The following is a 25,946-nucleotide window of genomic DNA, read 5'->3' as shown; positions in this document are numbered from 1 at the left end:
CGATGTGGCGGGGATCGACGATGAACTTTTCGACGAAGACGCGGTCGTCGCCGAACGAGGCCTTTGCCTCCGCCTTGGCGAGGTTGAAGCCCTCGGCAACCTCGGCTTTGGAATGGGCGATGCGCATACCCTTGCCGCCGCCGCCGGCGGAGGCCTTGATCATGACGGGGTAGCCGATCTCGTCGGCGATCCGCACCGCGTGCTTGTCGTCCTCGATGACGCCGAGATAGCCCGGCACGGTCGAGACTTTTGCTTTTGCGGCGGCCTTCTTGGACTCGATCTTGTCGCCCATTGCGGCGATCGCGCCGGGATTCGGGCCGATGAAAACGATTCCTGCGGCTTCCAGCGCGCGCGGAAACGCCTCGCGCTCGGACAGGAAGCCGTAGCCGGGATGCACAGCCTCGGCACCCGTCTTCCGGCAGGCCTCCACGATCTTCTCGATCACCAGGTAGCTCTCGGCCGCGGCCGGCGGGCCGATCAGCACCGCCTCGTCGGCCATCTCGACGTGGAGGGCATCGCGGTCGGCCTCGGAATAGACCGCGACCGTCTGAATTCCCATCTTGCGGGCAGTCTTGATGACCCGGCAGGCGATTTCGCCGCGATTGGCGATCAGAATGCGTTTGAACATGCTTTTCTTGAGTCTCGACCTTGGGCGGGACCCTTCCCTGGCCGTTGGGGCCTTTGGGAGGGGCCGTGTGGCTCCCGTGGTACATCAAAATGGGCCGGAGGCAACGGTCTAAATCGGGCCGCCTTTGGCGTACCAGCGCAAGACCGAAATGGGCCCGGCGCGCCTGCCGTGCGGCATCCCTAGGACTTTCCGGCCTTGGCCGCGTCCCGGACCAGGTCATGAATGAAGCCCAGCTTGCCGACCACCGCGGGCGACAGGATGAAGGGATAGAGGTCGCGCAGGCCCATGGCGCGGTTGACGCTGTTCATGGCGAAGGTGAAGGGCAGCCATGCGTTGACCAGCACCTCGACATCCCTGGCCTCGTACGGGTTGAAGCGGATGCGCGCCGTCAGCTCCCCGTCGCGGTCGACCTTGGGACGCACCTCCATGCCGAACTCGGCGGCCATTTCCAGGGCATCGACGATGTGGAGGTAGTGCGCCCAGGTTTCGGCGAAATCCTCCCAAGGGTGGGTCGTGGCATAGGCCGAGACGTAGTTCTGCTGCCAGTCCGGCGGCGCGCCCTCGGCATAATGGCGCTGCAGGGCCTGGCCGTAATCGGCGCTATCGTCGCCGAAGACGGCGCGGCACTGGTCGAGCTTGCCGCCATCGCGCACCAGCACATCCCAGAAGTAATGTCCGACCTCGTGGCGAAAGTGCCCAAGCAGCGTCCGGTACGGCTCGCCCATCTCGAGCCGGCGCCGCTCGCGCTCGATGTCGTCGGCCTCGGTCAGCGCGATCGTGATCAGGCCGTTGTCATGGCCGGTCATGACCTTCTCGCCGCTGTGCGGATCGTCGGCGAGGAAGTTGAAGATCAGGCCATGCTCGGGATTGTCCTGGCGGGTCTGGAGCGGCAGCTTCCAGCGGATCAGGGAATAGAACAGCCGGTGCTTGGCCACCTCCAGCTCGCGCCAGCCGGCGAGCTGCGCCGGATCCGAAAGGTTCGGCACGGTCCCGTTGTGGCGGCAGGCGCGGCAATAGCCGGTGCTATCGCCTGCGTCGGTCAGCCAGTTGCAGGCGTCGTACTCGGCATTCCGGCACAGCATCCGGCTCTCACTCTTGTCGGCGAGGATGCTCCAGGCGTCTCCGTCGGCCTCGATCGCCGACATCGTCTCCTTCTCTGGCAGGAAGGCGATCCGATGGCCGCAGCGTTCGCAGACGCGGTTCTCGAAATAGAGGACGTTGCCGCAGGCCTGGCAGATAAAGAGCTTCAAGATTTAGCCTCGTGGGAAAGGAAAGCCTATGAGCGCGCTGGCACCTCGCGACGACGCCTCAATCCGCCGATCGTTCCAGTATTCGGAACAAATTGCCAGACCGGACGTTACCACCGCGTACTTCTCTGCGTTCAGGCGCGCGCCCCCATTTCCCGGCACCACCTGCCCTCTAAACAATGGCCATCACGCTCCGTCTGTGTGAATATCGGTCCGGCACGTGCGCACCTGCATGACAACGGCCGATGCCTTGAACGAACCCTTGCCCGAGACCATCGCCGCCGAAAGGCTGCGCCAGCACCTCGAAGACGTCGCGCGCGAGCGCGACAATGCCTATCGCGCGCTGCAGGAGCGCGAGGCCGAGCTGGCGCGCATCCAGCGCATCGGCAAGGTCGGCGGCGTCGAGGTCGATTTCCGCGAAGGCTTCAAGAACCGGCGTTCGCCCGAATATCTGATGATCCACGGCCTTCCGCCGGAAGCCGCCGAGGAGTCGCACGAGGATTGGGTCAACCGTATCCATCCCGACGACCGCGACGCCACTGTCAAGCATTTCTTCGAAGCGCTCGCCGGAGCGAGCGAGGACTATAGCGCCGAATACCGCATCATCCGTCCCAGCGACAGCGAGACCCGCTGGATCCGGGTCGTCGCAAAGATCGAGCGCGACAAGGACGGCCGCGCCATCCGGCTCGTCGGCGCTCATATCGACATGACCGATCAGGCGCTGGCGCGCGAGACGCTGCGCGAAAGCGAGGAGCGCTTCCGGCTGATCGCCGACAGCGCGCCGGTGCCGATCTGGGTCACCAAGCTCGACCGCAAGCGGTCCTTCGCCAACCAGGCCTATGTCGATTTCGTCGGCCTGCCCTACGACCAGGCCATCGACTTCGACTGGCGCAAGGTGCTGCATCCCGACGACCTGCCGCACGTGCTGCAGCAATCCGTCCAGGGTGAAGCGTCCCTCAAACCCTTCGTGCTGGAAGCGCGCTACAAGAACGCCAGCGGCGAATGGCGCTGGCTCCGCTCGGAATCGCAGCCGCGCTGGGATGCGACCGGCAAGCATATCGGCTTCATCGGCGTCGCCCACGACGTCACCGTCGCCAAGCAGGCCGAGATCGATCTCCGGCGGCTGAACGAGACGCTGGAAGAGCGCATCGCCGAGCGCACCGCCGAGCTCGAAGCCAACGAGGCGCGGCTGCGCGCGATCCTGGAGACGAGCAATCAGTATCAGGGCCTGGTCAATCTCGAGGGCCAGCTGGTCTACGCCAACAAGACCGCGCTCGCCGGCATCAAGGCGAATTCCGCGGACGTGGTCGGAAAGCCGTTCTGGGACACACCCTGGTTCACCGGCACGGAGGGCATGAGTGCCGCCGTGCGCGAGGCCTTCGACACCGTGCTCAAGGGCGAACCCGTGCGGCTGGAGATGCGCCTGCGCCTTCCGATCGGCGAGCGCGATTTCGACTTCGGCATGCGTCCCGTGCTCGACCGCCAGGGCAACATCACCGGCGCCGTGCCCGAGGCGGTGGACATCACCGAGCGGCGCCGCGGCGAGGAAGCGCTGCGGCAATCGCAGAAGATGGAGGCGATCGGCCAGCTCACCGGTGGCGTCGCGCACGACTTCAACAATCTCCTCACCATCATCCGCTCTGCGACCGATTTCCTGCGCCGCCGCGAGCTGCCGGAGGAGCGCCGCCGCCGCTACGTCGATGCTATCTCCGACACGGTCGAGCGCGCCTCCAAGCTGACCGCGCAGCTTCTGGCCTTTGCGCGCCGGCAACCGCTGAAGCCGCAGATCTTCAACGTCGGCAGCCAGGTCGAGGGCGTGGCGCAGCTGGTGCGGCCGCTGGTCGGCGCCCGCATCGAGATCGCCGTCGAGGTTCGGGATGCCGATTGCTTCACGGTGGCCGACATCGCCCAGTTCGAGACAGCGCTGATCAATCTCGCCATCAACGCTCGCGATGCCATGGACGGCGAAGGCCGCCTCACCATCGCCGTGCGCAAGGTCTCGGGAATACCGAGCCTGCGCGCACAATCGGCGCGCCGCGGCGACTATGTCGCGATCTCCGTCACCGACACCGGCAGCGGCATCGCGCCGGAACATCTCGAACAGATCTTCGAGCCGTTCTTCACCACCAAGGAGGTCGGCAAGGGCACCGGCCTCGGCCTCAGCCAGGCCTTCGGCTTCGCCAAGCAGTCCGAGGGCGACATTGCGGTGACCAGCGTGCAAGGTGAAGGCGCCACCTTCACCATCTACCTGCCGCAGGCGCAAAGCCCCACCACGGAGAAGGAAGCCGCGGCCCTGAGCCACGAGGCGGCCACGACCGGGCGTGGCTATCGCGTGCTCGTGGTCGAGGACGACGACGAGGTCGGCCGCTTCTCCACCGAGCTCCTGGAGGATCTCGGCTATGTCGTCCGCCGCGTCGCCAATGCCAACGCGGCGCTGGCGATCCTGGGCGAGAATGAATTTGCCGTCGACCTCGTATTCTCCGACGTCATCATGCCCGGCATGAACGGGGTCGAGCTCGCCGGCATCGTCCGCGAGCGCTATCCGGGCCTGCCCGTGGTGCTCACGTCCGGCTACAGCAACGTGCTCGCCGAAAACGCCCATCGCGGCTTCGAGCTGATCCAGAAGCCCTATTCCGTCGAGTCGCTCTCGCGCATCCTGCGCAAGGCGATCATGGAGAAGCTGTCAGTCGCAAGGTGAGTGTCACATTCGCGAGAAGCAGCCACGAATTCCAGTCTGTTGCCGCGGCAAGACTCTAGGGGAAGACAGCCCTTCCCGCATCGGTTATCGATGCCGAATGACTGACCGAACCTCAAGGACTGAACGTGCCGTCTGACGCCATCTGGGCCTGGAGCATCATCTTCGTCGCGACCGCCTGCGTCATCATCCGGCCGTTTCGCCTGCCCGAGGCGATTTGGGCCGCGATCGGCGCGAGCGCCCTGGTGCTATCAGGCTTGCTGCCCTGGCAGGAGGCGCTGACGGGCATCGAGAAAGGCCTCGACGTCTATCTCTTCCTGATCGGCATGATGCTGATCGCCGAGCTGGCGCGGCTCGAAGGCCTGTTCGATTATCTCGCCGCGCTCGCGGTGGAATACGCACGCGGCTCGCCGCAGCGGCTGTTCCTGCTGATCTATCTCGTCGGCACGCTCGTGACCGTGCTGCTTTCCAACGATGCTACCGCGATCGTGCTGACGCCGGCCGTCTATGCCGCGACGCGCGCGGCCGGCGCGAAGCCGCTGCCTTATCTGTTCGTCTGCGCCTTCATCGCCAATGCCGCGAGTTTCGTCCTGCCGATCTCCAACCCCGCCAACCTCGTCGTGTTCGGCGCGCGCATGCCGCACCTGACGGAATGGCTACGCCTGTTCGCCTTGCCCTCGGCGGCGTCGATCCTGCTGACCTACATCGTGCTGCGCCTGACCCAGCACCACGCGCTGAAGGAAGAGACGATCGCGCGCAGCGTGCCGCATCCCAAGCTCGGCCGCGGCGGCAAGCTCACCGCAATAGGCATCGCCGCGATCGGCATGGTGCTGGTCACGGCGTCAGCGCTCGACAAGCAGCTCGGCCTGCCGACCTTTATCTGCGGCGGCGTGACGGCCGCGATCGTGCTGCTGCTCAGCCGGCAATCACCCTTGCCCGTGCTGCGCGGGGTGTCCTGGAGCGTGTTGCCGCTCGTCGGCGGGCTCTTCGTCATGGTGGAGGCGTTGATCAAGACCGGCGTGATCGCGCAGCTCAACGCGTTGCTGCACCAGGCGGTAGCTCAATCGGTCCCGCAGGCGGCCTGGAGCGTGGGCATTGCCACCGCGCTCGCCGACAACATCGCCAACAATCTTCCGGTCGGCCTCGTCGCCGGCTCGGTTGCCGCCGGCGATCATCTGCCGGTGCCCGTCGTCAGCGCGATCCTGATCGGCGTCGACCTCGGCCCCAATCTGTCGGTCACCGGCTCGCTCGCCACCATCCTCTGGCTGGTCGCGCTCCGCCGCGAGAAGATCGAGGTCGGCGCCTGGCCGTTCCTCAAGCTCGGCCTGCTGGTGACGCCGCCGGCCCTGATCGCGGCGTTAGCCGCCGCGATCAGATAGCGCTCATCGTCAGTCGTTCTCGTAGCCGTAGACTTCCGGCAGGATGAAGATCGCGGCAAGCAGGCCTACCAGCGGGAAGATCGCGACCATCAGCGTGGCGTTCGCCTGCCCGATCGCGGCAAACACCGTTGGGAACAGGAAGATCGCCAGGAACGACGGCAGCTTCACGAACATGTAGGCGAAGCCGCTTGCGGTGCCCCGATATCGCGGACGGGCGACCATGGTCGGGATCGTCATGCAGTTCGACGCATCCCAATAATGGCCCCAGAGCATGCCGGCGGCGGCGAACGGCAGCAGGATCTTGTTGTCGGTGTAGAGCGCGAAGGCCGCGACCAGCAGCGAAACCAGCACGATGCCGAAGCCGGCGATGGCGATGCCACGATGGCCGATCTTCGGCGTCAGCAAGGGTCCGACCCAGCCCGACAGGGCGGCGAAAGAGAACAGCGCCATCGTCACCACATTGATGCCAAGCACGCTCGATACGCCGACCATCACAAACAGCACCGGCAGATAGAATGCGAAGGTCGAGAACTCGCTCGCCTGGGCGAAACAGGCGATCCAGCCATAAAGGGTGGCACGCCAGCGAATCGGATCCTTCCTGAGGTCAGCGAGGAATGCGCGCGTGCTGGTCTTGGGAACCTCGACGTCCCGATCCGGCAGCATATCGAGATTGTCGTTGAACATCTCGCGCGCGACCTGCTTGGCCTCGCGGTAGCGCCCCTTTTGCACCAGCCACACCGCCGTCTCCGGCACGTCGTGACGCATGATCAGGATGATCAGTGCCGGCACCGCACCGAGACCGAGCGTCACGCGCCACAGCATCTCGTGGTTCATGTCGACCAGCAGGAAGATCACGATGACGCCGATGGTGAGAACTTCACCGACGGCGAACATGAACTGCCAGCGATTGCCCATGACCTCGCGCTCGCCCTTGGCCATGGATTCCATGATGTAGGTGTAGCCGGTCGAGATGTCGGAGCCGAGCGGAATGCCGAGCAGGAAGCGGATCACGACAAGCCAGCCGACGCTGGGTACGAAGGCCTGCGCCAGCGCCAGTACGATGAACAGCACCATCGTCACCAGGAACATCACGCGGCGGCCGATCTTGTCGGACAGCCAGCCGCCGAGCAGCGCGCCGATCAAGGCACCGCCCTGCGTGCCCGCGGCGGCGAGGCCGAGCATCAGCGGATCGGGATTGTACTGCTCCTTGATGAAGATCAGCACGAAGGCGATCGAATAGAGGTCCCAGGCCTCGACCAGGATCGAGGCCATCATCAGCCAACCGACCTTGTTGCCTTTGGGACTGTAGTTCGTGATGAGGTAGCGGACCGCGGCTTCGCTCGCGGTCGCCTGTGGCATCGCCATCGTTGACATTCTTCTTCCTTTCGTCACAACTCTCTGAAGCGCGATGAGATCAGGATCTCCTCGCGCTTTAGCTTGTTGTCTTGCGCATGATCTCTTCGGAGAACCGCCTCACATTTTTCCGGATCAAGCCCTACGCGCCGAGCAGCGGCTCGATGCTGCAATCGAGCAGGCGCGGATCGATCCCCGCCTCCATGCCCGTAAACATCTCGCCCATGTAGTCGATCAACGCGTCGCTCGCCTTCACCGCCTCCTCGACGCGGCGGTTGGCAACGGCTGCAAGAATGGCGAGATGATGATCGATCGTGCCTGACAGATCCGCCTGCCCCGGCATGAAGCGATGATGGATGTAGCCGATGCGCCGATACAGCGTGTGCAGCGGCCGCAGCGTATGCACCAGGAAAGGTTCGCCGGCGGCCTCCAGCACCAGCGCATCGATGCGGCGGTCGATATGATTGAATTCGTCGAGCGTCAGGCTGGCGCGGCGCTCGCGCAGCAGGCGCTCGATGTGCAGCGCCTGATTGCGATGCGACAGGCTGGCACGATCGGCCGCGAGGCGGATCACGAAGCGCTCCATGTCGCGGCGTAAGGCCAGCAGCATGCGCTCGCGCGCCAGATCGATCGGCGCAATGTGCAGGCCGTGACGCGGCCGGATGATGATGAGGGTGTCGGCGGAGAGACGATTGACGGCGTGATGCACCGGCGTGCGGCCGAAACCGGTGATTTGCTGCAACTCCAGCATCGTCATGAATTGTCCGGGCTTGAGCTCGCAATGAACGAGCAGCTCCTCGATCCTCTGATAAGCCAGCTCGAAGAAGTTGAGACGGTTGCGCCGGGAGGGCCTGCCCTCCCCGTCGCCGTGTCTCACCACCGCGAGTGCGCGCTTGCGCCGTGCCATGCCGTCCTCTCCCGTCAGCCCGCGCTCTCGTTGCTGGGTGGCGCCTTGTTCGTGATACCCTTAAAACATGTTGTGATATATTACAAGCAAGCGTAAGACGTCGGCACGACCTGCAGCATGCTGCAGCGCAAAATGAGACGTCAGGTGCGAAGCGCCGTTCGATGGGAGGATACTTGCCGTGAAGATCACGTCGATCGAGACATTGCGCGCCGAGGAATTTTCCAACGTCATCTGGGTCCGCATCCACACCGACACTGGTCTGATCGGTCTCGGCGAAACCTTCTATGGCGCCGGCGCGGTCGAAGCGCAGATCCACGACACCTTTGCCGGCCGCCTGCTCGGCCGCAATCCCCTGCACATCGAAGCGATCCATCGCGACATGCTGAACCTGCCGATGGCGCAGTCCTCGACCGGCGTCGAATACCGCGCGGCATCAGCGATCGACATCGCGCTGTGGGATCTATTCGGCAAGGTCTGCGGTCAGCCGGTGCACCAGATGCTCGGGGGCCTCTGCCGCGACAAGCAGCGCATCTACAACACCTGCGCCGGCACGCAATATGTGCGCTCGACCAATATCAGCCCGGTGGCCAATTGGAATCTCGGCGCCTCCAAGGGGCCCTATGAAGATCTCGACGGCTTCATGAACCATGCCGATGCGCTCGCCGAAAGCCTGCTCGAAAGCGGCATCTCGGCGATGAAGATCTGGCCGTTCGATCCCGCCGCGCAGGAGAACAAGGGCCTCTACATCACCGCCGCACAGATGAAGCAGGCGATTGAGCCGTTCGAGAAGATCCGCAAAGCCGTCGGCGACAAGATGGAGATCATGGTCGAGCTCCATTCGCTCTGGAATCTGCCGACCGCCAAGCAGATCGCCCGTGCGCTCGAGCCCTACAAGCCGACCTGGTACGAGGACCCGATCCGGATGAACTCGCCGCAGGCGTTGGCCGAATATGCCCGTTCGACCGACGTCTGGGTCTGCGCCAGCGAGACGCTGGGCTCGCGCTTCCCCTACAAGGACATGCTCGACCGCGACGCCATGCACGTGGTGATGGCCGATCTGTGCTGGACCGGCGGTCTCACCGAAGGCCGCAAGATCGCGGCAATGGCCGAGACCTATCACCGGCCTTTTGCTCCTCATGACTGTATTGGCCCGATCGGCTTCATCGCGGCTATCCACATGTCCTTCAGCCAGCCCAACACCCTGATCCAGGAATCCGTGCGCGCCTTCTACAAGGGCTGGTACAATGAGCTCGTCACCACGATGCCCACCATCAAGGACGGCTATGTCTTTCCGATGGAAGGCCCCGGCCTGGGCGCCGACCTCTTGCCTGCCGTCTTCGAGCGCACCGATCTCACCGTGCGCCGCTCCAACGTCTGAGGAATTCTTGAGATGAGCACTTCCCTTTTCGATCTCTCCGGCCGCACCGCGCTCGTGACCGGCTCGTCCCGCGGTCTCGGCCGCGCCATCGCCGAAGGCATGGCCAAGGCCGGCGCGAAGATCATCATCAACGGCGTCGATCCCAAGCGAGTCGAGCAGGCCGTCGCCGAGTTTCGCGCCGCCGGCCATCAGGCCGAAGGCGCTGCCTTCAACGTCACCGATGAGCCCGCAATCGTCGCCGCCTTCAACGAGTTCGACAGACAAGGCCTCGCCGTCGACATCCTCGTCAACAATGCCGGCATCCAGCACCGCAAGCCGCTGGTCGAGTTCACCACCGACGAATGGCGCAAGGTGATCGAGACCAACCTCACCAGCGCCTTCGTGATCGGCCGCGAGGCGGCCAAGCGCATGATCCCGCGCAAGCACGGCAAGATCATCAATATCGGCTCGCTCGGCAGCGAGCTCGCCCGCCCCACCATTGCGCCCTACACCGCGGCCAAGGGCGGCATCAAGAACCTGACCCGATCGATGGCGGTGGAATGGGCCCAGCACGGCATCCAGGCCAATGCGATCGGCCCCGGCTACATGCTCACCGACATGAACGAGGCACTGGTCAACAACGCCGATTTCAACAATTGGCTGATGGGCCGCATTCCCTCCAAGCGCTGGGGCAAGCCGGATGAGCTGGTGGGCGCCGCGATCTTCCTCGCCTCGGATGCGTCGACCTACGTCAACGGCCAGATCATCTATGTCGATGGCGGCATGATCGCCGCGATGTGATCGCCAAGACCACGAAGGAGCAAGCCATGCGCGCCGTCGTCATCCACGCCCCGAAGGACCTGCGGATCGACAACTATGCCGATCCCGCCGCCGGCCCTGGCGAGGTCCGCGTCAAGATCGCCAATGGCGGAATCTGCGGCTCCGATCTGCACTACTATCATCACGGCGGCTTCGGTGTCGTGCGGATTCAGCAACCGATGGCCCTGGGTCACGAGATCGCCGGCGTCGTCGCTGACGTCGGTGACGGCGTCGCCAATGTCAGGCCGGGCACGCGCGTCGCGGTCAACCCGAGCAAACCGTGCGGGGCTTGCCTGCATTGCCAGGAAGGCATGCGCAACCAGTGCCTCGACATGCGCTTTCTCGGCAGCGCGATGCGCTTTCCCCATGTGCAGGGCGGCTTTCGCGAGTTCATCACGGTCGACGCGACGCAGGCCGTGCCGATCTCAGACAAGCTGTCGCTGGCGGAAGCCGCGGTCGCCGAGCCGCTTGCGGTGTGCCTGCATGCCGGCAAGCAGGCCGGTCCCCTGCTCGGCAAGCGCGTGCTGATCACCGGCTGCGGTCCGATCGGCGCGCTGATGATTTTGGTCTCGCGCTTCGGCGGCGCGTCGGAGATCGTTGTCACCGATGTGGCCGACGCCCCGCTCGCGGTCGCGAAAAAGCTCGGCGCCACGCATGCCATCAACGTCGCGACCAATGCCACTGCGCTCGATCCCTGGCGCGCCGGCAAGGGCGTGTTCGACACGCTGTTCGAGGCCTCCGGCAACCAGGCCGCGCTTCGCACCGCGCTCGACGTGCTGAGGCCCGGCGCGACGCTGGTGCAACTCGGCCTGGGCGGCGAGATGACGCTGCCGATCAACACGATCGTCGCTAAGGAATTGCAGCTGCGCGGCACGTTCCGCTTCGATCCCGAATTCGAGCTCGCGGTGCGCCTGATGGGCGACGGCCTGATCGACGTCAAGCCGTTGATCACGGCCACCATGCCGTTCGAGAATGCGGCCGCGGCCTTCGAGCTCGCCAGCGACCGCGCGCAGTCGATGAAGGTCCAGCTTACCTTCTAGGCGCGTCGTTGGCCTGTTGCCCCTCGATCAGCCGGTCGGTGACCAGCCGCACGGCCCCGCGCTTCCAGGAATAGTCGGCGCCCATGCGTAGTCCGCTGTCGCCACGCGCCAGCACCGCGCCGGTCCTGGCATCGCGCACCTGGAAGCCCAGCGTGTATTCGGTGCGGCTGACGCGGCGCACCACGCCGATCAGTGATTGGTCCGCGCCGAGCTTGCGCGCAATGGAGACCTCGCAGCCGCCGCAATCCCGCAAAGCGCCGGCCTTCCCCGCCTCTGCGCCGACCTCGACGATGCGGTAACGGCCGGATTGGCCGAGCGCCTCGCGCACACCGCCAGTGACCTCCGCGAGATATGGCGCATCCGACGCACCGGACGTCCCCGCTGAGGCGGCCGTCATGTCCTCGAGCTCGAAATCGAACACGGCAAGCGCGACCGGCGCAGGCGTGCCGAGCGCGGCCATGACCTCGCGAGACACGAACATCTGCGCGCGCTCCCATGCTTCGTCATTGTCGCCGCGGAAGCTGTAGAGCTTGTCCAGCACGAGCGTCTTGGTGCCGACGTCGATCACGGCGACCTTGGCCCATTGCACCAGCGTGCTCGTCTTCTGAATGCCGCCGACCACCTTGAACACCGCTCCGTCTTGGACGGATCGCACCAAGCGGTAGCGCTGGTCTGCCTCGATGTCCCTTCGAAGCGCGGCCATGAACGCCGCCAGCCGCCGCTCGTGGGCCGCGGTCTGGTCGGTCGGCTCGCCCGAAGTGTCGGTGTAGCTGAAATCGTCCATGGCGACGCCGATGGCGGCCTGCGCAGCGAGGGGCGAGCAAGAGACGACGAAGAGGAGACAGGCGGAGAGAACCAGGCGGCAGCGGTGCATGAACGGACCTCGTGGATGGGACGAAAATCTGGACGGGCCGCCTGAGGCTCCGCAGCCGTCACTGTCCCGACCAATGCCGGGAAATTTTCACGACATTGCGGTGCGGCAAGTCGGGAACGCTTCCCGCCGCCGGCGTTCTGCCCTTTAATGAGGCGCGACAAGCCCGTTCGCACCAGGTGCAAGCCGATGTGGAATCGCCCGAGATTCGATCTCAAGGTCCGTCTGACGCTGCGCGTGGCCGCGATCTCGGCTGCCTGCTTCGCCGTGATCTCGACCTATTTCCTCGTCGCCGCCGATAACGCCGCGCATGCGCGGATCGACGGGATCGCCGCCATCGTGGCCAAGACGCTCGAGCTGCAGCAAGGCAAGGTGCAATGGGGGGCGAGCCCCCGCTCGGACTTTCCGGACCTCGACCCGGTGTCGGCCCATGTGATGACGCCCGGCCTCTGCCTCGGCTTCCGCAGCGCGAGCGGCGACATGCTGCAGCGCTTCTGTAGCGGCGCGCCTGCCCCGGCGAGCCCGCCGCCACAAGCCTTCTCGGCCTTCTATCGCAGCCTGTTCGACCCGGGCCGCGAGGCGGCGCGGCCCGTGATCGTGCGCGGAACCAAGCTCGGCGAGACCGTGGTCTCGATCGATCCGGCGGTGCAGACGGCGGAGGCCTGGCACGAGGCCGGCCGCCTGATGATCGCGCTTGCGATCGCGCTGCCGCTGCTCTGTGCGCTGGTCTATGCCGCACTGGCCCGTGCCCTGCGCCCCACCCGCATGATCGGCAGCGGCCTCGAACGCATCGCCGCCGGCGACCTCACCACGCGGCTGCCGCCGTTCGATCTCGCCGAGCTCTCCGCCATCCGCGACGTCTTCAACCACCTCGCCGAAAGCCTCGACACTGCGCTTGCCGAGCGCAACGAGCTGACGCGGAAGCTGATCGCGCTCCAGGACGAGGAGCGCCGCCATCTCGCCCGCGAACTGCACGACGAATTCGGCCAGTCCCTCGCCGCGATCCGCGCGCTGGCCGCATCCGCCCGCCAGACTGCGGCGCAGGACTGTCCCGACCTGCTCGGCGAATGCGACAGCATTGCCCGCACCGCGACCGGCATGATGGAGACGCTGCGCGGTGCGCTGTTCCGGCTGCGGCCGCCCGATGTCGAGGAGCTCGGCCTGGTCGCCAGCCTCGAAGGCCTGGTTTCGGGGTGGAACGGCCGCAGCCGCGGCCAGCCGCGCTTCGATATCCGGTTCGACGGCGCCTTCGACAGCGTGCCCGCCGCTGTCAGTGCCAACCTGTACCGCATCGTGCAGGAGGCACTCACCAACGCGGCCAAGCATGCCGGTGCAACGAAGGTTAGCCTGCATCTGACCATGGCCGACAGCGAGATCGCGCTCGCGATCGAGGACGATGGCCGGCCGAACGAAGCTGCCGCTAAGTCCGGAATGGGCCTGCTAGGCATGCGCGAGCGCGTCGCCGCGCTTCGCGGCCGGCTCAGCTTCGAGACCGGCCTTCAGGGCTCCTCGCTGCGCGTATTCATTCCGCTCCCGGCTGCCGCCTCTGAGGCCCTGGAGCACGCTGCATGAGCACGGCGGAAGCGACCATCCTGCTGGTCGACGACCATTCCGTCGTCCGTGAGGGCTATCGCTCGGTGCTGCAGAAGCAGCCGGGCCTGCGCGTCGTCGCTGAGGCGGCCGACGGAGCGGAAGCCTATCGCCTCTACAAATCCGAGACGCCCGACCTCGTCATCATGGACCTCAGCATGCCCGGCATCGGCGGCATCGAGGCCGTCAGGCGGATCAGGCAGTGGGACAAGGCGGCACGGATTCTCGTTTTCACCATGCACGAGAACGCCGGCTTCGCCGTGCAGGCGATCCGCGCCGGTGCACGGGGTTACGTCACCAAGACCAGCCCGCCCGAGACCCTGGTGCGCGCGGTCAAGGACGTGCTCGCCGGCAAGATCGCCATCAGCCCCGACATCGACCACGAGCTTGCGCTGAGCCGCATCAGCGGCGAGAGCTCCGCCGCCGACGTGCTGACGCCACGCGAGTTCGAGGTGCTGCGGTTGCTGCTCGCCGAGAACACGACGGAGGAGATCGCCGAGACGCTGCATGTCAGCCCGAAGACGGTGGCGAACCTGCACTCGCTGATCAAGGACAAGCTCGGCGTCGGCTCCGACATCGAGCTGGTCCGGCTGGCGCTGCGCCAGGGGATCTTGACGGAGGTTGATCTCGGCGAAGCCTGATCGCGGCGTCGCCGCAGATCACTCACGTGCGACCACCGAGTCCAGCCACGCGCAGTTGAGTGGCGGCACGCGCGGATCGGCGACGCGCACGCCGCGGGCAGCCGCATCCAGCCGCATCTCGCGCAATCGCGTGCGCTGCTCTTCGGGCATATGCAGCCGCTCGTGGCCCCACAGCGAGGGCCCATCAAAGGTCTCGTGCGGCTGCCAGGTCTCGGGATCGATGACGCGTCCGCCCCAGCCATATTCGATGAAGAAGCCGGATGGCGTATTCACGTAGAACGAGGTCATGTGATCATTGGTGTGCCGGCCCAGCGTGTAGGCGATGCGCCCCTCGTCCATCTGCGCGAGGTCGTAGCCCTGCCCGACATCATCGAGGCAGCCGAGCTCGACCATGAAGTGATGCATCGCCTTTCGCCCCGAGCCGACCATCGCAAAGGAGTGGTGGCGGCCGTTGACGTGGAAGAAATAAAGCCCGTAAGGCTTCAGCCCGAAATCGGAGACGTGAAAGCCGAGCACGTCGCGATAGAACGGCAACAGCGGCTCGACGTCCTCCACATTGAGCACGACATGCCCCATGCCGAGCGCGCCGGTGCGGAAGCCCGAGATCGGGCGACCCGGCCTGAACGGCTCGCTCGCAAGCTCCGGCTTGCAAAAGGCCTCCAGCCGGTTGCCGGCGGGGTCAGTGAACGCGATCAGCTCGGCGACATGCCGCTCGTCAGCGAGTGCGCGCGAACCTCGGACCACCCTGATGCCATGGCTTTCGAGCCGTCCTGCCAGCTTATCCAGTTCGACGGTCGAAGGAACTTCCCATCCCATCACCGCAAGGCCGGCATCGCTGCCGCCGTCGACGATCAGCCGCTGCTTGCGGTCGTCCATGCGGAAGGCCCGCATCTTGCCGCCGCGATCGACCTGCTGCATGCCGAGCAGCCCGGTCGCCATCCGGCTCCACTGATCGAGCTGGGATGAACTGATTCCGATATAGCCGAGCGCTGCGATTTCCATCGAATTCCTCCCGGAGGCATCGCGGTCGCCGTACTGCGGCGAGCTTGATACCGGCCGCGCGCGATCCTACGGTGGCGTTCCGCAATCGCCTCGCGTTCGCAACGACAATAAGCGCGCCGCGATGTGCCACAAGGGAGGAAATAGGAAGTGTCCAAGGAGCGGACGCGGAACGGCCAGCCTCGGCAGTCTGAGGGCGTCCGTGCCTTCAAGCGCGGGCTCGACGTGCTGCACGAGGTCAACCGCTCCGGCGGCATCCGCGCCGGCGACGTCGCCCGCGCGCTCGACCTGCCCCGACCCACCGTCTACCGCCTCCTCGAAACCCTGGAGGAGCTCGGCTATATCGCCCGCAGCGCCAGCGACGACCGATTTCGGGTCACCCGGCGTGCCCTAAGCCTCGGCGACGGCTACGATCCCGGCGTGGTGATCTGCCAGGCGGCGGCGCCTTATCTCGGCGATCTCAGCAAGAAGCTGGTCTGGCCGGTCGATCTCTCGACTTACGAGAACGCGGCGATGGTGGTGCAGGAGACCACCCACTCTCGCAGCCCGCTCTCGATCGACCGCGGCATGATCGGCAAGCGCCTGCCGATGCTGCGCACGTCTGCGGGCCGCGCCTATCTCGCCGCCTGCCCTGCGCGCGAACGCGATCTCATCATCAATCATCTCCGCCGCATCGATGAGGCCGACGACCGCCCCTTCCTCGACCAGGGCCGGCTCGACCGCATGATCGCCGAGACCGCGGCGCGAGGTTACGCGATCCGAACCGAGGGCGAATACAATCCCAAGACGGCTTCGATTGCCGTTGCCATCGTGCGGGACGGCGCCGTATTCGGCTGCATCTCGATCATCTGGATCCGCTCGGCGCTGGGGATCGAGGAAGCGGTCGCGCAGTTTGCGAGCCAGCTGCTGGAAACGGCGTCGGCCATTCCTGTTGCGGAATAGAGGCCGTCCGCTGGGCGGACACTTGCCGCGCCGGCGTTGATGCGCCGGCCCTGCTTGGGGAAGAGATACCCCATGCAAGATAAATCCACCCCGGAAGAGTTTGACGTCGTGATCGTCGGCCGCGGGCCGGTGGGCGCCACGCTCGCCAACCTGCTCGGCCTGTGCGGCGTGCGGACTCTGGTGCTGGAGCGCGAGGCGCGGACCTATCATCTGCCGCGCGCGGTGCATTTCGACGATGAATGCATGCGCGTGTTCCAGACCATCGGGCTTGCCGAGGCGATCCTGCCGCACGTCATTCTCAGTCCCGGCATGCTGTTTCTCGATGCAGCCGGCCGCATGCTGCTGGACTGGTCCCGTCCGCAAACGCTGACGCCGATGGGCTGGCATCTCAGCTACCGCTTCCACCAGCCGGATCTGGAGGACGCGTTGATCGGTGGCCTCGCCCGCTGGCCGCACGTCACCTTGCGCAACCGCTGCGAGGTGTTCGCGCTCGATCAGGACGAGCACGGCGTGCGCGTCCGCTGCGAAGACCTCTCTAACGGGAGGCTCAGCGAGGTCCGAACCGCCTACGTGATCGGCTGCGACGGCGCCCGCTCCCTAGTGCGCCGCTTCATCGGTTCGGGCATGGACGACCTCGGCTTCCACGAGCGCTGGCTCGTGATCGACGTCCTGCTCAAGCGCGTGCGCGACGACCTCGGTGATTACAGCCTTCAGCACTGCGATCCCAGCCGGCCCGCGACTTACGTGCGCGGCACCGGCACGCGGCGCCGCTGGGAGATCACGGTTCTCCCGGACGAGGATTCGCAGGACGTTGCGCAACCCGCGAAGGTCTGGGAGCTGCTGTCGCGCTGGATCACGCCCGCCGATGCCGAGATCGAGCGCGCCGCGGTCTACACGTTCCATTCGGTCATCGCGCAGCAATGGCGGAACGGGCGATTGCTGCTCGCGGGCGATTCTGCGCACCAGACCCCGCCGTTCCTCGGCCAAGGCATGTGCGCCGGCATTCGCGATGCCGCCAACCTCGCCTGGAAGCTGGCGAGCGTGATCCGCGAAGGCGCCGCGCCCGATCTGCTCGACACCTATCAGAGCGAACGGCTGCCGCCTGTGCGCGCGTTCATCGAGCTCGCCATTCGCCTCGGCGGTGTCATCAACACCAAGGCGATCGAGGCCGGCCTTGCCGCCGGCGAAGCGCGCGAGAACGCGCCGGTCAAGCTGGACGTGAAGAAGCCCCTGCTCGGCCCCGGACTAGAGTTCGGCGACCTGCCGCTCGCCGGACATCTCGCGCCGCAGTTCACGTTGACCGACGCCAGCCGCAGCGATGACCGGACCGGCTACAACCACGTGCTGCTCGTCGAGACGGCGGCGGCACTCTCATCGCGTCTCGCGCTGTCGCAGACGGGGATCAAGATCCTGACCAGCGACGATGCCAACGATCTTGGGCCCTGGCTGCGCGAGCACGGCATCATCGCCGCACTGGTTCGTCCCGACCGTTACATCCGCGGCTCCGCCCGCAACGAGGCCGAGCTCGACCGCCTCATCGCCGCCATCGCCCCTGCAACTCGAATTCCTTCAGCCCAAGCGCCCTCCGCGGCCTGACCGAACCCGTCAAGGACATTTCATGAAGCTGCTCTCACTCAGTGTGGACGGACGCCCCACCTTCGGCGCCGTCAAGGACAACGGCGTCGTCGATCTCGGCGCGCGGATGGCGGGGTGCACCACGCTGCGGGAGCTGCTCGAAGCCGGTCGGCTCGCCGAGGCGGCAAGGCTGGCCGCCTCCGCGGCCCCTGATCATCCGCTCGACAAGATCAACTTCGCGCCCGTGATTCCCGATCCCGGCAAGATCATCTGCGTCGGCCTCAACTATCGCGACCACGTCGCCGAGACCGGCCGCACCGTCACCGAAAAGCCGGCGCTGTTTGCGCGCTTTGCCTGTAGCCAGGTCGGCCATCTCCAGCCCATCGTCAAACCTGGGGTGAGCGACGACTTCGACTATGAAGGCGAGCTCGCGCTCGTCATCGGCACGGCGGGCCGTCACATTCCCCCCGGCCGCGCGCTCGACCACGTCGCCGGCTATTCCTGCTACAACGAGGGCAGCATCCGCGACTGGCAGCGCCACACCAGCCAATTCCTCGCCGGCAAGACCTTTGCCGAGAGCGGCAGTTTCGGTCCGTGGCTGGTGACGACCGACGAGATTCCGGATCCGTCAAAGCTCACCTTGCAGACAAGGCTGAACGGCAATGTCGTGCAGGACACCACGACGGATCTCCTGATCACCGCCATCCCCGAGCTGATCGCCTACATCTCCACCATCTGCCCGCTCGTGCCCGGCGACGTCATCGTCACGGGCACGCCGGGCGGTGTCGGCGCCAAGCGCACGCCGCCGCTGTGGATGCGCCCCGGCGATACCGTCGAGGTCGAGATTTCCGGCATCGGCACCTTGCGCAACTCGGTGATCGCCGAACAGGCCTGACCGTCAACACCGATCAATCAACAATAACATCAAGGAAACGCCATGGGCACGACCCGCACCAACTCCGTCGCCACCCTCCTGATCGCACTTGCGCTCGCGCCCCTCCCCGCGCGGGCCGTGATCAAGGGCGAGGCCATCCGCATCGGCGTCCTCACGGACATGAACGGCGTGTTCGCGACCGCCATGGGTCCGGGCTCGGTCGAAGCGGCGCGAATGGCCGCCGAGGAGTTCGGCGGCAAGATCAACGGCAAGCCGATCGAGATCTTGCAGGCCGATCACCAGAACAAGCCGGATCTCGCCGCATCGCTGGCGCGAAAATGGTTCAGCGACGGCGTCCAGGCCGTCGCCGATGGCGGCAGCTCCGGCGCAGCGCTGGCGGTGCAGGAGCTGGTGCGCGGCAACGGCAAGATATTCCTCATCTCCGGCGCAGGCGCGAACCAGCTGACCGATGAAGCGTGCGCGCCGACCAGCGTGCAATGGACCCAGGACGCCTATTCCACCGCGACCGCCGTGGTCTCCGGCATCATGCAGACCAGCAAGGAGCCCTGGTTCTTCATCACCGGCGACTACGCCTTCGGCCATTTGATCGAGGTGACCGCACGCGAGCGCATCGCCGCACTCGGCGGCAAGGTCGCCGGCAGCGTCAAGGCGCAGCTCGGCACGCCCGATTACAGCTCATTCCTGCTCCAGGCGCAGTCGTCGGGCGCCAAGATCCTGGCCATCAACGTTGCCGGCGACAACGCGACCGCGATCAAGCAGGCCGAGGAGTTCGGCCTCGCCAGCCAAGGCATGAAGATCGTGCCGATGTCGTTCCAGAACGTCGACATCGAGGCGGTTGGGCTCAAAGCGACCCGCGGTGATCTCATCGTCACCTCCTTCTTTGAGGATGTCTCGCCGGCCGCCCGGACATTCTCCGATGCATTCTATGCTCGCCGCAAGGCGATGCCCTCGCAGATCCAGGCCGGCGTCTATTCCGCCGTGCGCCACTATCTGCAGGCCGTGAAGGACACCGGTTCCGACGAGGGCGCCGTCGTGATGGCCAAAATGAAGGCGACGCCGGTGTCGGACGCCTACACCCCCAACGGCCGCATTCGCGAGGACCAACGCATGGTGCACGATCTCTATCTGGTGCAGGTCAAGACGCCGGAGGAATCCAAGCGCCCGTGGGACTTCGTCAAGCTCGTCGCGACGATCCCGCCCGACCAGGCCTTCCGCCCGCTCGATCGCAGCAAATGCAGCCTGGTCGGCAAGTAAGCGCTTTGAAGCGAAGTGGATACCGCTTCGCTTCAGAGAACGCGTCAAGTTGGAATCTGACCGTCAGGCGAGATAGCGCGTCAGATAGCCTTCCATCGCGTAGAGCGCGCAGAGCGCGAGGCTCGACCACACCGCCGCGCTGAAATACAGGAACATCCAGGTCAGCTCGCCCTTCCAGTGCGCGATGTCGTGGGTCACCACCCAGCGCGTCGAGACGTCATGCAGCCCTTCGAGGAAGCCGAGGAATGTGTTGCCCTCTTCATGCCCTGCTCGCCAGCGGCTGAGATACATCGGCACGTCGACTGTGATGAGGAAGGCAAGGAAGCAGGCGATGCCGACGATGCCTGACATCAGCGCCCAGCGCACTACGCCCTGGAATTCCGGCATCAGACGGCATAGCGCGATGCCGGCCAGGAAGAAGGTCACAGCCCACAGCGAATTCTCGATCGCGTTGTAGAGGAAGTTGGTCGTCACCACCGCGTACCAGGAGAAGCATTCCGCGATGAGGATGATCGGCACGATCACGAGCGCGATGTTCACCGCGGTCTCCGCGCCCGTCATCTTGCCGAGCTGATGCAGGATGATGGCCCATTGCGCGGCGAAGCAGAGCTCGGCCACCGTCGCCACCGTCCGGCCGACGGCGACGCTGGAGAGCCAGGTGTCGAACAGGCAGATGCGCTGCACGTCGGCGCGCGGCAGCACCGAACGGAAGGCGCAGCCGAACACATAGCCGGCGCACAGCAGGAACATCAGCCCGATGTCCGAGCCGCCACCGAGGCTGGCCGAAGGCGTCGGATAGAACTCACGATAGAGCATGAACCAGACGAGGATATTGGCGCTGCTCACAAGCGTGAGGGATCCCCACCACCACGCCAGGGGATTTGACCGCGCCTGCCACTGCAACATGAACCGCTCCGCAAAAATTATCGATCTGACACGTCGTCGTAATAATCCTGTCACAGAACGACAGGCAATCACGACAAAAATCTGTGTGCCCGGTCGTTCCAGCGGTGCTCGGAAGGCGCAAGAAGCGCTGCGAGCCGAGTGTCCACATATCGGACAATCTTCTCATGGATGGCGAATCTATTGGACATTCGAAATCCGTCCGTCTGATATTCCGGGATGGCTCCGACTGACTCACCGAAGCCGCAGCGCCCGCTCTCCTCTGCCGCAGCCGTGCTGGCCGAGAGCGCCGATGACGCCGCTTTCGCCACCACTCTGGCCAAGGGGCTCGTCGTGCTCGAGGCGTTCAAGGCCGGGAGCACGCTGCTGGGCAACATGGAGCTGTCGACGCTGACCGGCATCCCGCGCCCGACGGTGGCGAGGCTGACCCATACCTTGGCCGAGCTCGGCTATCTCCGCTACGACGCCGAGCGGTCGAAGTACCGCGTCGGTGCACGGGCGCTGCGGATGGCGCATCCCCTGCTCGCCGGAATGCAATTCCGCCAGGTGGCGCGGCCCATGATGCAGGAGCTGGCGCACAGCGTCCGCGGCACGGTGTCGATCGGTCTGCTCGATGCGACGTCGATGATCTATGTCGAGACCGCGCGCTCCGGCGATGTCGGCCCGCACGTGCCCGACATCGGCATGCCCATTCCCGTCGTGATGACCGCCATGGGCCGCGCCGCGGCGGCGACCTTGCCGCCGGCCGATGCAGACCGGCTGGAACGCAATCTCGCCGCCGAGGATGCCGGATTGTGGTCGGCGCTCCGCGACAAATACCGCGCCGGCATCGCGCAATGCAAAAGCCGCGGCTTCTGCACCTGCTGGGGCGAGTACATGGCCTCGATCCATGCCGTCGCCGCGCCGCTGTTTCATATCGGCGAAGCGAAACAATCATTCTCGATCAATTGCGGCATCCCCGCCTTCCGGCTGCAGCCCGGGCAGCTCGAGGGCGAAATCGGTCCGCGCATCGCGGCGCTCGCCGATAGCATCCGGGCCATGGTCGGTCAGGCCGAGCTCAAGCCGCCGCCGCGCAAAACCAAGAAAATCACAAGCGCCGGAACATGATATGGCTGGACCGCTCGAAGGATTGAAGGTTCTCGACATCGCGACGATCATCGCCGCGCCGTTCGCCGCCACGCTGCTGGCCGACTACGGCGCGGACGTGCTCAAGATCGAGATGCCCGGGCACGGCGACGGCGTGCGGTCGTTTCCGCCGTTCAAGAACGGCAAGCCGCTGTGGTGGAAGGCCGCCAACCGCAACAAGAAGTTTGCCACGCTCGATCTGCGCACGCCGGAAGGGCTTGCGCTGTTCAAGCAGCTGCTTCCACGCTTCGACGTGCTGATCGAGAATTTTCGTCCGGGAACGCTGGATCGCTGGGGGCTTCCCAAGGAGGTGCTGTGGTCGATCCAGCCGCGTCTCGTGATTCTGCGCGCCACCGCCTTCGGGCAGGATGGTCCCTATCGCGAGCGCCCCGGCTTCGCCCGCATCTTCGAGGCCATGGGCGGACTGACTTACATCACCGGCGAGAGCGGCGGCGAACCGACCCATCCCGGATACCCGATCGGGGATTCGATCGGCGGCCTGTTCGGCGCCGTCGGCGTGCTGGCAGCGCTGTGGAAGCCGGCGCGCGACACAGATGCGCCGGGCGAGGAGATCGATCTCGCGCTGACCGAAGCCACCTTCCGCCTGCTCGACGTCCTCGCCATCGAGCACGACCAGCTCGGCACCGTTCGCAGCCGCATCGGCAACGCCAATGGTTATTCAGCACCGGCCGCGGTGTTTCGCACCCGCGACGGTCACTGGGTCACGCTCGCAGGTTCGACCAACGCGCTCTTTGCAGCGAACTGCCGGGCGATCGGCCGCCCCGATCTGATCGCGGATCCGCGCTTTGCCGGCAATGAGCAGCGCGTCAAGCACGCCGTCGAACTCAACGACATCTTCGCGGCCTGGTGCGCCGCGCATCTCCTCGACGAGGTCCTCGCGAGATTCAATGCCGCGCAGGGAACGCTCGCCCCGATCTATTCGATCGACCAGATCGCCGACGACCCGCAGGTGAAGGCGCGCGAGGTGATCACGCGCGTTGCCGACCGGGATTTCGGCACGGTCGCCATGACCAATGTCGTGCCGCGTTTCACCGTCGATCCCGCGCGCCTGCGCCATGCCGCGGGCGACGTCGGCCAGGACAATGACGAGGTCTACCGGGATTGGCTCGGGCTCTCGGACGCCAGGATCGAGCAGCTCACCCAACGAAAGGTGATCTGAGGTCGTAAGAGCGGTAGATAAAAGAGAAACAAATACAGGGAGGAAGACAACAGTGGCATCGTTCAAGGTGACGCGGCGAGCTCTGCTGGGCACGATCGCGGGCGGGCTCGCGGCCGGCTCAGGCATGAGGGCACATGCCGAGGACGCCTGGCCCTCGCGCATGGTCCGTCTGATCTCGCCTTACGGGCCCGGCGGGTCCAACGACATCTCGCTGCGTCTGCTCGCCGAAGAGTTCGGCCGCAGCCTGCGTCAGCAGTTTATTGTCGAGAACAAGCCGGGCGCCGGCACGCGCATCGCCAACGACATGGTCGCCGATGCGCCGGGCGACGGCTACACCATCCTCTATGTCGCGGCGCCCTACGCCACCGCCGAGGCGCTGTTCGGCAAGCTGACCTATGAGCGCAAGGATCTGGCGCCGGTGGCGAGGGTGGTGATCGCGCCGCTGTTCCTCATCATCAGCGCCGACGCGCCGTTCAAGACGCTTCCCGACCTGATCGCCTACGGCAAATCCAGGCCCGACGGCCTCACCTTCGCCTCCCCAGGCGCCGGCTCGCAGCCGCATCTTGCCGGAGAGCTCCTGTTCCGCGACGCCGGCGTCAAGGGTTTGAACATCCCGTTCCGGGGCGATGCGGCCTCCTACACCGAGCTGCTCGCCGGACGCGTCGACGCCACACTGACCGCGCTGCCGACGGCCTTGCCCTACATCCAGAGCGGCAAGTTCACCGTGCTCGGCGTCGCCTCGGCCGAGCGCAGCGCGCTGTATCCGCAGGCACCGACGCTGCGCGAGCAGGGCTTTCCCAATGTGGCTGCGGCCGGCTGGTACGGCTTCATGGTGCCGTCCACGACGCCGCGCGCCATCGTGGACAAATTCCAGGCCGAGGTTCTGCGGGCGCTCGCCGAGCCTGCGATCAAGGACAAGCTGACCGCGCAGGGCCTCGAAGTGCGCCCAGGCACCGCCGCCGAGTTCAGCAAGTTCATCGACGCCGAAACGCAGAAATGGACCAAGCTGATCCGCGACGCCGGCCTCAAGGGCGAATGAGGATTGCTGGAGGAAACCGACATGAAAAACGTCGTCACCAAATTCATCGCAGCCTCCGCCCTTCTCCTCTCGGTCGCGGCAGCGCAGGCACAAAAGAAATACGATCCCGGCGCGTCCGACACCGCGATCAAGGTGGGCCAGACCGTGCCGCTCAGCGGCCCGGCCTCGGCCTACGCGGTGATCGGCAAGACCCAGGCCGCCTATCTGAGGATGATCAACGACCAGGGCGGCGTGAACGGCCGCAAGGTCGAGCTGATCCAGTATGACGATGCCTATTCGCCGCCGAAGACGGTGGAGCAGGTCCGCAAGCTCGTCGAAAGCGACGAAGTGCTTTTGACCTTCCAGATCATCGGCACCGCGCCGAACGTCGCCGTGCAGAAATATCTCAACGCCAAGAAGATCCCGCAGCTCTTCGCCGCCACCGGCGCCGCACGCTTCACCGATCCAAAGAACTTCCCCTGGACCATGGGCTTCAACCCCTCTTACCTCGTCGAGGGTATCTCGCCGGCCTCAAGGCGGGCCTCGGCAACAAGGCGAGCATGGTCGTCGCCGAGACCTCCTACGAGATCAACGAGCCGACGATCGACTCGCAGATCCTGCGGTTGAAGGATGCGGGCGCCGACGTGCTGTTCAGCGCGACCACGCCGAAGCAGGCCGCGCAGGCCATCAAGAAGGTCGCCGAGATCGGCTGGAAGGCGCTGCACATCATCGACATCAACGCCTCCTCGCTCAGCGCCGTGCTCAAGCCCGCCGGGCTCGACAATTCCAAGGGCATCATCAGCGTCGGATACGTCAAGGATGCCGCGGATCCCGAATGGAAGGACGACCCGGGCATGAAGCGCTACCTCGCCTTCATGGCCAAGTACTATCCTGAGGGCGACAAGGATTCGAACCTGAACGTCTACGGCTACATCACCGCGCAGCTCCTGGTGCAAGTGCTGAAGCAATGCGGCGACGATCTGACCCGCGAGAACGTGATGCGACAGGCGGCCAACCTCAAGAACGTCGAGCTCGACCTGACGCTCCCGGGGATCTCGGTCACGACCACGCCGACGGACTATCGCGTCAACAAGCAGTTCCAGATGGTGCAGTTCGACGGCCAGCGCTGGCAGAAGCTCGGCGACATCGTCACGGACGAAGCCAGGGAGTGAACCCGCTTCGCCGGCGCTCAACGCCTTTCGGCGTAACGGCCGCCGCCACGGATGAGATCGTCGCGTTCCGCGGCATGGCGCTGGTATTCGGAGATCGCGCGGTTGGCCATGCGGATCCGATTCGTGTGTCCCTCCTCGACCATCACGGTGATGCGCTGCGCCAGGAACACGCAGGCGTCGAATTCGTCGCTGATGGCGCCCGTTCGCGTAAGAAAGTCCCAGGCGATCTCGTAGGCCTGCTCCGCCGCGGGATTGCGGTAATCGCTGAAGATGATGTGCGTCATCACTGCCAAAGCCTGATCGCAGCGATCGTTCCTAGGCTCACGCGCAGATGGCAGGGAACCCGGCGGCGCGAA

At 65.5% G+C, this 25,946-nt stretch carries 22 protein-coding genes and 1 pseudogene; 15 read left to right on the top strand and 8 right to left on the bottom strand.

Annotation, left to right across the window (positions count from 1 at the left end; genetic code table 11):
* Both I6F33_RS13655 and I6F33_RS13650 read right to left on the bottom strand, forming a co-directional pair.
* On the bottom strand, nucleotides 1-628 hold a 628-nt coding region (locus I6F33_RS13655), incomplete at its 3' end, for a biotin carboxylase N-terminal domain-containing protein (protein ID WP_225142876.1).
* 179 nt (nucleotides 629-807) lie between these two features.
* Complete coding sequence (locus tag I6F33_RS13650; RefSeq protein WP_225142874.1) at nucleotides 808-1,878, bottom strand: putative zinc-binding metallopeptidase; 1,071 nt, start codon at nucleotides 1,876-1,878, stop codon at nucleotides 808-810.
* A 217-nt stretch (nucleotides 1,879-2,095) separates the two neighbouring features.
* Between I6F33_RS13650 and I6F33_RS13645 the strand changes: the two genes are divergently transcribed.
* Both I6F33_RS13645 and I6F33_RS13640 read left to right on the top strand, forming a co-directional pair.
* On the top strand, nucleotides 2,096-4,573 hold the full coding sequence (locus I6F33_RS13645) for a PAS domain S-box protein (protein ID WP_225142872.1): 2,478 nt from the start codon (nucleotides 2,096-2,098) through the stop codon (nucleotides 4,571-4,573).
* A gap of 125 nt (nucleotides 4,574-4,698) precedes the next feature.
* A complete protein-coding gene (locus tag I6F33_RS13640) occupies nucleotides 4,699-5,949 on the top strand; it encodes an arsenic transporter (protein WP_225142870.1) in 1,251 nt (416 codons plus the stop codon).
* 9 nt (nucleotides 5,950-5,958) lie between these two features.
* Here I6F33_RS13640 and I6F33_RS13635 read toward each other — a convergent pair whose 3' ends face one another.
* Both I6F33_RS13635 and I6F33_RS13630 read right to left on the bottom strand, forming a co-directional pair.
* Nucleotides 5,959-7,323 (bottom strand): MFS transporter, encoded by a 1,365-nt coding sequence (locus I6F33_RS13635; protein WP_057029694.1) that lies wholly within the window; start codon nucleotides 7,321-7,323, stop codon nucleotides 5,959-5,961.
* Between the two features lie 121 nt (nucleotides 7,324-7,444).
* The gene (locus tag I6F33_RS13630; RefSeq protein ID WP_225142868.1) at nucleotides 7,445-8,209 is read right to left on the bottom strand and encodes a GntR family transcriptional regulator; all 765 of its coding nucleotides are present in this window, start codon (nucleotides 8,207-8,209) and stop codon (nucleotides 7,445-7,447) included.
* Nucleotides 8,210-8,387: 178 nt separating this feature from the next.
* Here I6F33_RS13630 and I6F33_RS13625 point away from each other — a divergent pair, with 178 nt between their 5' ends.
* Genes I6F33_RS13625 through I6F33_RS13615 form a run of 3 tightly spaced genes read left to right on the top strand, consistent with a single transcriptional unit; the run spans nucleotide 8,388 to nucleotide 11,425 of the window.
* Nucleotides 8,388-9,587, top strand: a complete 1,200-nt coding sequence (locus I6F33_RS13625) for a mandelate racemase/muconate lactonizing enzyme family protein (RefSeq protein WP_225142866.1) — start codon at nucleotides 8,388-8,390, stop codon at nucleotides 9,585-9,587.
* A 12-nt stretch (nucleotides 9,588-9,599) separates the two neighbouring features.
* Nucleotides 9,600-10,367, top strand: coding sequence for a glucose 1-dehydrogenase (locus I6F33_RS13620; RefSeq protein WP_225132552.1), 768 nt, complete (start codon nucleotides 9,600-9,602; stop codon nucleotides 10,365-10,367).
* Nucleotides 10,368-10,393: 26 nt separating this feature from the next.
* Nucleotides 10,394-11,425 (top strand): L-idonate 5-dehydrogenase, encoded by a 1,032-nt coding sequence (locus tag I6F33_RS13615; RefSeq protein WP_225142865.1) that lies wholly within the window; start codon nucleotides 10,394-10,396, stop codon nucleotides 11,423-11,425.
* Here the strand turns inward: I6F33_RS13615 and I6F33_RS13610 are convergent.
* Nucleotides 11,415-12,299, bottom strand: coding sequence for a DUF3280 domain-containing protein (locus I6F33_RS13610; protein WP_225142863.1), 885 nt, complete (start codon nucleotides 12,297-12,299; stop codon nucleotides 11,415-11,417). The two genes, I6F33_RS13615 and I6F33_RS13610, sit on opposite strands and share 11 nt — an antisense overlap.
* Before the next feature lie 186 nt (nucleotides 12,300-12,485).
* Here I6F33_RS13610 and I6F33_RS13605 point away from each other — a divergent pair, with 186 nt between their 5' ends.
* Complete coding sequence (locus I6F33_RS13605) at nucleotides 12,486-13,868, top strand: sensor histidine kinase (RefSeq protein ID WP_225142862.1); 1,383 nt, start codon at nucleotides 12,486-12,488, stop codon at nucleotides 13,866-13,868.
* Complete coding sequence (locus I6F33_RS13600; protein ID WP_036029111.1) at nucleotides 13,865-14,527, top strand: response regulator transcription factor; 663 nt, start codon at nucleotides 13,865-13,867, stop codon at nucleotides 14,525-14,527. The genes I6F33_RS13605 and I6F33_RS13600 overlap by 4 nt, the downstream gene beginning before the upstream one ends.
* An 18-nt stretch (nucleotides 14,528-14,545) precedes the next feature.
* On the opposite strand, the gene I6F33_RS13595 is transcribed toward I6F33_RS13600, so the two are convergent.
* Nucleotides 14,546-15,529 (bottom strand): VOC family protein, encoded by a 984-nt coding sequence (locus I6F33_RS13595; RefSeq protein WP_225142861.1) that lies wholly within the window; start codon nucleotides 15,527-15,529, stop codon nucleotides 14,546-14,548.
* Nucleotides 15,530-15,676: 147 nt separating this feature from the next.
* Here I6F33_RS13595 and I6F33_RS13590 point away from each other — a divergent pair, with 147 nt between their 5' ends.
* The 4 genes from I6F33_RS13590 (at nucleotide 15,677) to I6F33_RS13575 (ending at nucleotide 20,192) form a co-directional block, all read left to right on the top strand.
* Nucleotides 15,677-16,468, top strand: coding sequence for a DNA-binding transcriptional regulator (locus I6F33_RS13590; RefSeq protein WP_225142860.1), 792 nt, complete (start codon nucleotides 15,677-15,679; stop codon nucleotides 16,466-16,468).
* A gap of 72 nt (nucleotides 16,469-16,540) precedes the next feature.
* Entirely contained in the window at nucleotides 16,541-18,064 is a 1,524-nt protein-coding gene (locus tag I6F33_RS13585; RefSeq protein WP_225142857.1) for a bifunctional 3-(3-hydroxy-phenyl)propionate/3-hydroxycinnamic acid hydroxylase, read from the top strand.
* A gap of 22 nt (nucleotides 18,065-18,086) precedes the next feature.
* On the top strand, nucleotides 18,087-18,938 hold the full coding sequence (locus I6F33_RS13580; RefSeq protein WP_225142855.1) for a fumarylacetoacetate hydrolase family protein: 852 nt from the start codon (nucleotides 18,087-18,089) through the stop codon (nucleotides 18,936-18,938).
* A 42-nt stretch (nucleotides 18,939-18,980) separates the two neighbouring features.
* Complete coding sequence (locus tag I6F33_RS13575; RefSeq protein ID WP_225142853.1) at nucleotides 18,981-20,192, top strand: ABC transporter substrate-binding protein; 1,212 nt, start codon at nucleotides 18,981-18,983, stop codon at nucleotides 20,190-20,192.
* A gap of 63 nt (nucleotides 20,193-20,255) precedes the next feature.
* Here the strand turns inward: I6F33_RS13575 and I6F33_RS13570 are convergent, their stop codons facing one another.
* Complete coding sequence (locus I6F33_RS13570) at nucleotides 20,256-21,098, bottom strand: hypothetical protein (protein ID WP_225142851.1); 843 nt, start codon at nucleotides 21,096-21,098, stop codon at nucleotides 20,256-20,258.
* A gap of 216 nt (nucleotides 21,099-21,314) precedes the next feature.
* Here I6F33_RS13570 and I6F33_RS13565 point away from each other — a divergent pair, with 216 nt between their 5' ends.
* The 4 genes and pseudogenes from I6F33_RS13565 to I6F33_RS13550 all read left to right on the top strand — a co-directional run bounded on the left by I6F33_RS13565 (nucleotide 21,315) and on the right by I6F33_RS13550 (nucleotide 25,590).
* Nucleotides 21,315-22,202: an IclR family transcriptional regulator gene (locus tag I6F33_RS13565; protein WP_036029094.1), complete on the top strand. Its 888-nt coding sequence runs from the start codon at nucleotides 21,315-21,317 to the stop codon at nucleotides 22,200-22,202.
* A 1-nt stretch (nucleotide 22,203) separates the two neighbouring features.
* Nucleotides 22,204-23,400 carry a CaiB/BaiF CoA-transferase family protein gene (locus I6F33_RS13560; protein ID WP_225142849.1) on the top strand — a complete coding sequence of 399 codons (1,197 nt, stop codon included), beginning with the start codon at nucleotides 22,204-22,206 and terminating at the stop codon, nucleotides 23,398-23,400.
* Nucleotides 23,401-23,452: 52 nt separating this feature from the next.
* Nucleotides 23,453-24,439, top strand: coding sequence for a tripartite tricarboxylate transporter substrate binding protein (locus I6F33_RS13555; RefSeq protein WP_225142847.1), 987 nt, complete (start codon nucleotides 23,453-23,455; stop codon nucleotides 24,437-24,439).
* 21 nt (nucleotides 24,440-24,460) lie between these two features.
* A pseudogene (locus I6F33_RS13550) lies at nucleotides 24,461-25,590 on the top strand (ABC transporter substrate-binding protein).
* A 17-nt stretch (nucleotides 25,591-25,607) separates the two neighbouring features.
* On the opposite strand, the gene I6F33_RS13545 reads toward I6F33_RS13550, so the two are convergent.
* Nucleotides 25,608-25,874, bottom strand: a complete 267-nt coding sequence (locus I6F33_RS13545; RefSeq protein ID WP_081493004.1) for a hypothetical protein — start codon at nucleotides 25,872-25,874, stop codon at nucleotides 25,608-25,610.
* Between the last annotated feature and the right edge of the window lie 72 nt (nucleotides 25,875-25,946).

Origin of the sequence: Bradyrhizobium sp. BRP20 (assembly GCF_020194215.1) — a bacterium.
In the GTDB taxonomy this organism is placed as follows: Bacteria; Pseudomonadota; Alphaproteobacteria; order Rhizobiales; family Xanthobacteraceae; genus Bradyrhizobium; species Bradyrhizobium yuanmingense.
This window is presented reverse-complemented; position numbering and strand designations above follow the sequence as displayed.